6 protein-coding genes are annotated in these 6534 nt (G+C 70.3%); 4 read left to right on the top strand and 2 right to left on the bottom strand.

Annotation, left to right across the window (positions count from 1 at the left end; genetic code table 11):
* Window positions 1-191 precede the first annotated feature (191 nt).
* Together mnmE and AC1D01_RS16120 are read left to right on the top strand one after the other, a co-directional pair.
* A complete protein-coding gene (mnmE, locus tag AC1D01_RS16125) occupies window positions 192-1586 on the top strand; it encodes a tRNA uridine-5-carboxymethylaminomethyl(34) synthesis GTPase MnmE (RefSeq protein ID WP_477867934.1) in 1395 nt (464 codons plus the stop codon).
* A gap of 160 nt (window positions 1587-1746) precedes the next feature.
* On the top strand, window positions 1747-2214 hold the full coding sequence (locus AC1D01_RS16120; protein WP_047503796.1) for a cyclic nucleotide-binding domain-containing protein: 468 nt from the start codon (window positions 1747-1749) through the stop codon (window positions 2212-2214).
* Between the two features lie 27 nt (window positions 2215-2241).
* Here the strand turns inward: AC1D01_RS16120 and AC1D01_RS16115 are convergent, their stop codons facing one another.
* Both AC1D01_RS16115 and AC1D01_RS16110 read right to left on the bottom strand, forming a co-directional pair.
* Complete coding sequence (locus tag AC1D01_RS16115; protein WP_477867932.1) at window positions 2242-2802, bottom strand: adenine phosphoribosyltransferase; 561 nt, start codon at window positions 2800-2802, stop codon at window positions 2242-2244.
* Between the two features lie 116 nt (window positions 2803-2918).
* Window positions 2919-4916, bottom strand: coding sequence for a cation:proton antiporter domain-containing protein (locus tag AC1D01_RS16110; RefSeq protein WP_477867930.1), 1998 nt, complete (start codon window positions 4914-4916; stop codon window positions 2919-2921).
* Window positions 4917-4971: 55 nt separating this feature from the next.
* Between AC1D01_RS16110 and AC1D01_RS16105 the strand changes: the two genes are divergently transcribed.
* Together AC1D01_RS16105 and AC1D01_RS16100 are read left to right on the top strand one after the other, a co-directional pair.
* Window positions 4972-5982, top strand: a complete 1011-nt coding sequence (locus AC1D01_RS16105; RefSeq protein WP_477867936.1) for a KpsF/GutQ family sugar-phosphate isomerase — start codon at window positions 4972-4974, stop codon at window positions 5980-5982.
* A partial coding sequence (locus AC1D01_RS16100) for a KdsC family phosphatase (RefSeq protein WP_477867928.1) occupies window positions 5982-6534 on the top strand: 553 nt, incomplete at its 3' end. The genes AC1D01_RS16105 and AC1D01_RS16100, both read left to right, overlap by 1 nt.

The raw sequence follows: 6534 nt of genomic DNA, 5'->3' as shown, positions 1-6534 counted from the left end.
CACCAGTTCAATGCGGGGCAGACCCGCTGCCGTGATCTCGGCAGCGGCTCGGGAGGATGATTCGGACCGCAGCATGCTGCACCGGCGCTTCCCCCCGCGCCATCTTCAACCCGGGCCACGCCGCATGCGTGGCCCGGGTTTGTCGTTTCTGGCGGGTCGCTTTTGAGCGGCCTTCCGGGACAATCGCCGCCATGCTGCCGCGCCACCACGATCCCGTCATCGCCATCACCACCGCGCCCGGCCGCGGCGCCGTCGGCATCGTGCGTGCCTCGGGCCGCGACCTGAAGCCGCTGGTCGACGCGCTGTTCGGTCGCGCGCTGGCACCGCGGCACGCCACCTACCTGCCCTTCACCGACGCGCAGGGCCAGGTGATCGACCGCGGGCTGGCGCTGTACTTCCCGGGCCCGCATTCCTACACCGGCGAAGACGTGCTCGAACTGCAGGCGCACGGCGGCCCGGTCGTGCTGCAGTTGCTGCTCGCGCGCTGCCTGGAGGCTGCTCGCGGGATCGGGATGGGATTGCGCCTGGCCGAGCCAGGCGAGTTCACCGAGCGCGCCTACCTGAACGACAAGCTCGACCTCGCGCAGGCCGAGGCCGTCAGCGACCTGATCGAAGCCAGCACCGAGGCGGCGGCGCGCTCGGCCAGCCGCTCGCTGAGCGGCGCGTTCTCCGACGAGGTGCACGCACTGCGCGACCGCCTGGTCTCGCTGCGCATGCTGGTCGAGGCGACGCTCGATTTCCCGGAGGAAGAGATCGACTTCCTGCAGAAGGCCGACGCGCTCGGGCGCCTTCGCACCATTGCATCCGACGTGGCGGGCGTGCTCGGCCGCGCGCGCCAGGGGGCGCTGCTGCGCGAAGGCATGCAGATCGTGCTGGCCGGGCAGCCGAACGTCGGCAAGAGTTCGCTGCTGAATGCGCTGGCCGGTGCCGAGCTGGCGATCGTGACGCCGATCCCCGGCACCACGCGCGACAAGGTCAGCGAGACGATCCAGATCGACGGCGTGCCGGTGCACGTGATCGACACCGCCGGGCTGCGCGAGGCCGGCGACGAGGTCGAGCGCATCGGCATCGCGCGCAGCTGGGAGGCGATCGAGCGGGCCGATGCGGTGCTGTTCCTGCACGACCTGACGCGGCGCGGCGAGCCGGGCTATGACGCGGCCGAGGCGCAGATCGCGGCGCGGCTGCCCGCCCCGCAGCGCGACGGCGAACGCGTCGTGCACGTCTACAGCAAGAGCGACCTCGCGAACGCGCAAAATCTGCCACCCGGCGCAGGCCACCACCTCGCGCTGTCGGCCCGCACCGGCGAAGGCCTGGACGCGTTGCGCCGCCTGCTGCTGCAACTGGCCGGCTGGCATGCCTCGCCCGACGGCTTGTTCATCGCGCGCGCCCGCCATGTCGACGCGCTGCGGCACACCGCGGAGCACCTGGCGCTGGCGCTCGAACTCGCCACCTCGCCCGACCCGGCGCTCGACCTGCTGGCCGAAGAACTGCGCCTCGCGCAGACGGCGTTGTCGCAGATCACCGGCGAGTTCACGTCAGATGATCTGCTGGGTGAGATCTTCAGCCGCTTCTGCATCGGCAAGTAGCATTTTCTGTCACATCGGCACCGACAGACGGGGCCGCGACGGTGACCGATGGGCACAAGTTTTGCCAAGCGCTGTTGTGGTGCCCGTCACACACGCTGATAATCGCGTCACTTTCACGCACTTGCCCTGCAAGTACGCGTCACACCACACAGAGGACACGATGGAACTGCAGCAGTTGGTACAAGCGATTCAAACGTTGAATGCGGAAGACGCCTTCCGCGCGCGTTTGACGCTCGACCAGTGGCGGGTCATCGGGCCCTACCTCACGCGCCACGACATCCGCGCCGGCGACCTGCTGATCAAGCAGGGCGATTCCGACCGCAGCATGTATTTCCTCGGCCAGGGCTCGCTGCAGGTCTTCGTGACCGGCGGCCCGCCCGGCAGCAACCGCATCGCGATCCTGCGCGCCGGCTCGGTGATCGGCGAACCGGCGCTGTTCCTCGACGGCCCGCGGATGGCCAACGTCGAGGCGATGACGCCGTGCATCGTGTGGGCGCTGCGCGGCCCGCGCCTGGAAGAACTGGCGCAGCGCACGCCGGCCCTCGCACTCGAGCTGGTGCGGGCCGCCGGCTCGGTGATGGCGCTGCGCATGCGCGCCAACATCACGCGCCAGACCCCGATCACCTGAGCCGGACCCTCGGGGCCCGGGCGGGCATCAATGCCCGCCGAAATCGACCAGCGTGAACAACGGCAGCCCGGCCTCGCGCAGGCGCTGCGAACCGTGCAATTCGGGCAGGTCGACGATGGCCGCGCCTTCGATCACCACCGCGCCGAGCCGCTGCAGCAGCCGCATGCCGGCCATCATCGTGCCGCCGGTGGCGATCAGGTCGTCGACCAGCACGATGCGGTCGCCCGGCTTCACCGCATCGGTGTGCATCTCGACGGTGGCCGAGCCGTACTCCAGCTCATAGGTCTCCTGCACCGTCGTGAACGGCAGCTTCCCTTTCTTGCGGATCGGGATGAAGCCGACGTTGAGTTCGTAGGCCAGCACCGAGCCGATGATGAAGCCGCGCGCATCGAGCCCGGYGATCGCGGTCGGCCGCACGTCGAAATAGCGGTGCACGAACTCGTCGATCAGGATGCGGAAGGTGCGCGGATCGGCCAGCAGCGGCGTGATGTCGCGGAACTGCACACCCGGCTCCGGCCAGTCGGGCACGGTGCGGATGCTGCGCTTGATGGTGTCGCGCGCTGATTCGAGGGGGCTGTCTGCGGTCATGGGGGACTCACCGTCGGGAACGGGGCGCCATTGTCCCGCACACGACAGCCCACGACGGGGAATTCCGACCGCAAACCCGTTCGGACTGAGCCTGTCGAAGACCAGTGCGAACTGAATCAGCGCCCGAGCAGCTTGCCTTCCGCCAAGGCAAGCGGCTCCGGCAGCCCCGACAGCACCAGCGTGTCGCCGCCGGCCAGCAGCAGCGCGTCGTGCGGCTTCGTCACCGCGCCCGACGCGCGCCGCACCGACACCACGGTGACACCCACCGCATGCAGCGCCAGCGCCGACAGCGGCTGGCCGATCCAGCTGCCGGCCGACGGCAGGCTCACGCTGAGCAGCCGTGCCTGCTGCCGCTCGTCGACGGTGTCGTCGTCGGCGCCGTGGAAGTAGCCGCGCAGCAGCCCGTAGCGCGCATCGCGCTGGTCCTGCACGACGCGGATCACGCGCCGCATCGGCACGCCCACCAGCGCCAGCGCATGGCTCGCCAGCATCAGCGAGCCCTCGATCGCCTCGGGCACCACCTCGGTCGCACCGGCCGCCTGCAGCCGCTCGATGTCGCTGTCGTCGAGCGTGCGCACGATCACCGGCACCGTCGGTGCGTGGGCCTGCACCAGGTGCAGGATCTTCATCGCCGATGGCGTGTCGTGGTAGCTCACCACCACCGCGCTGGCGCGCGCCAGGCCGGCGGCCATCAGGCTCTGCAGCCGCGCGGCGTCGCCGAACACCACGCTCTGCCCGGCGGCGGCGGCCTGGCGCACGCGGTCGGGGTCGAGGTCGAGTGCCATGTACGGGATGCGCTCGCCGTCGAGGATGCGCGCGAGGCTCTGCCCGCTGCGGCCGTAGCCGGCGATGATCACGTGCGCCTCGGTGTTGATCGCGCGCTTGGCGATGCTCGTCATCGCGACCGACTGCATCAGCCAGTCGCTCGAGCTCAGCCGCATCACGATGCGGTTGCTGTACATGATGATGAACGGCGTGGCCAGCATGCTCAGCACCATGCTCGCGAGCACCGGGCTTTGCAACGGGGCCGGGATCAGGTGCTCCTGGGTCGCCAGCGTCAGCAGCACGAAGCCGAACTCGCCGGCCTGCGCGAGGTACAGGCCGGTGCGCAGCGCGACCCCCGGCGCCGCCCCGGCCAGCCGCGCCAGCAGCGTCACCAGCGCGAACTTGAACAGCACCGGCAGCACGCTCATCACCAGCACCAGCGGCCACTGCGACAGCACGATCTCGACGTCGAGCTTCATGCCGATGGTGATGAAGAACAACCCGAGCAGCACGTCGTGGAACGGCCGGATGTCGGTTTCCACCTGGTGCTTGTATTCGGTCTCGGCGATCAGCATGCCGGCGACGAAGGCGCCGAGCGCCAACGACAGCCCCGCATGCTCGGTCAGCCAGGCCAGCCCCAGCGTGACCAGCAGCAGGTTCAGGATGAACAGCTCCTCGCTCTTGCGCCGCGCCACCAGCGTGAGCCACCAGCGCATCACGCGCTGACCGCCGACCAGTAGCACGGTGAGCAGCGCCACCGCCTTCAGGCCGGCCCAGGCCAGCGCCGGCACCAGCGCGTCGGGCGATGCGCCGAGCGCCGGGATCAGCACCAGGAATGGCACCACGGCCAGATCCTGGAACAGCAGCACGCCCATCACGCGGCGGCCGTGCTCGCTCTCCAGCTCGAGCCGCTCGGCCATCAGCTTGACGACGATCGCGGTGCTGCTCATCGCGAGCGCCCCGCCGAGCGCGAACGCGCTCTGCCACGACAGGCCCCAGCTGCGCCCGGCCTGCGCCAGCCCCCAGCCCAGCAGCACGTTGCCCGCCAGCGCCGCCAGCACCGTCATCGCGACCTGGCTGAGGCCGAGGCCGAACACCAGCCGGCGCATGCTGTTGAGCTTGGGCAGGTTGAACTCGAGCCCGATCACGAACATCAGGAACACCACGCCGAACTCGGCCAGATAGGTCATGCCGGCCGAATCCTTGGCCAGACCCAGGGCATTCGGGCCGATCAGCACGCCGACCGTCAAATAGCCGAGCATCGGCGGCAGCTTCAGCGACCGGCACGCCACCACGCCCAGCACCGCGGCGACGAGATACAGCAGGACGAGTTCGAGGGTGGATGCCATGGAGTCGCTGACGCAACGTGCGTGCCTACAATCGCCAGATCCTATCGGACCGAAGCTGCTCTCCGTGCCCCTGAACGCCCCTCCCGCCGATTCTTTTGATGCCGAACGCGTGCTGCAGCTGGCGCGCGAGACCTTCGACATCGAGGCCCGCGCGCTGCTGGCCCTGCACGCGCGCCAGGGCGACAGCTTCGTGCAGGCGGTGCGCGCGATGCTGCAGTGCAACGGCCGGGTGGTCGTGATGGGCATGGGCAAGAGCGGGCACGTGGGCCGCAAGGTCGCGGCCACGCTGGCCTCCACCGGCACGCCCGCGCTCTTCGTGCATCCGGCCGAGGCGAGCCACGGCGACCTGGGCATGGTGACGACCGGCGACGTGGTGCTCGCGATCTCCAATTCGGGCGAGAGCGATGAGCTCGCCGCGATCCTGCCGGCGCTCAAGCGCCTGGGCGTCACGCTGGTCGCGATGACCGGCCGCCCTGATTCCAGCCTGGCCAGCCATGCCGACATCACCATCAGCAGCGCGGTCGACCAGGAGGCCTGCACGCTGAACCTCGCCCCCACCGCGAGCACCATCGCGCAGATGGCGGTCGGCGACGCGCTGGCGGTCGCGCTGCTCGATGCGCGCGGCTTCCGCGAAGAAGACTTCGCCCGCTCGCACCCCGGCGGCAGCCTGGGCCGCAAGCTGCTGACCCATGTGCGCGACGTGATGCGCAGCGGCGACGACGTGCCGCAGGTGCCGCCGGCCACGCCCTTCGTCGACACGATGCGCGAGATGACGCGCAAGGGCCTGGGCGCCACCGCGGTGCTCGGCGAGCGCGGCGAGATCCTCGGCATCTTCACCGACGGCGACCTGCGCCGCCTCGTCGAGCAGGGCCGCGACCTGCGTGCGCTGACCGCGGCCGACGTGATGAGCCCGAGCCCGCGGCGCGTGCGCAGCGATGCGCTCGCGGTCGACGCGGCCGACCTGATGGAGCTGCACCGCATCACCGTGCTGCTCGTCGTCGACGCCGATGACCGGCTGGTCGGCGTCATCAATACCAACGACCTGATGCGCGCAAAGGTGATCTGATGGCCCTGGACGACATCACCCCGGTGCTCGGCTTCCCGCCCGAGCWGATGCTGCGCGCGCAGGACATCCGCGCCGCGATCTTCGACGTCGACGGCGTGCTGACCGACGGCCGCATCTACATCAGCGAGCGCGGCGAGGAGTTCAAGGCCTTCAACACGCTCGACGGCCACGGGCTGAAGCTGCTGGCCCAGGGCGGCATCGCGCCGATCGTCATCACCGGCCGCGATTCGCCGGCGGTGCGCCGCCGCGTCAACGACCTGGGCATCGCGCATGCCGTCTACGGCGTACACGACAAGCTGGCCGCCGCGCAGCACCTGCTGACCACGCTCGGCATCGGCTGGGACGCGGTGGCGGCGATCGGCGACGACTGGCCCGACCTGCCGCTGCTCGCGCGCGCCGCGCTGGCCTGCGCGCCGGTCAACGGCCATGTCGAGGTGCGGGCGATCGCGCACCACGTCACCGCGGCGGCGGGCGGCCACGGCGCCGCACGCGAGTTCTGCGACCTGCTGCTGTCGGCCACCGGCCGCTACGCTGCGCTGCTGCGCGGCCACC

Source organism: Rhizobacter sp. P3_B12 (assembly GCF_056402895.1).
Note: the sequence above shows the minus strand (reverse complement) of the source record. Positions and strands in the feature narration are given on the sequence as shown.

Excerpts from the sequence above, each read along its gene's own strand:
- mnmE (WP_477867934.1), top strand. The coding sequence starts at position 192 with ATGCTGCCGCGCCACCACGATCCCGTCATCGCCATCACCACCGCGCCC.
- AC1D01_RS16120 (WP_047503796.1), top strand. The coding sequence starts at position 1,747 with ATGGAACTGCAGCAGTTGGTACAAGCGATTCAAACGTTGAATGCGGAA.
- AC1D01_RS16110 (WP_477867930.1), bottom strand. The coding sequence starts at position 4,916 with ATGGCATCCACCCTCGAACTCGTCCTGCTGTATCTCGTCGCCGCGGTG.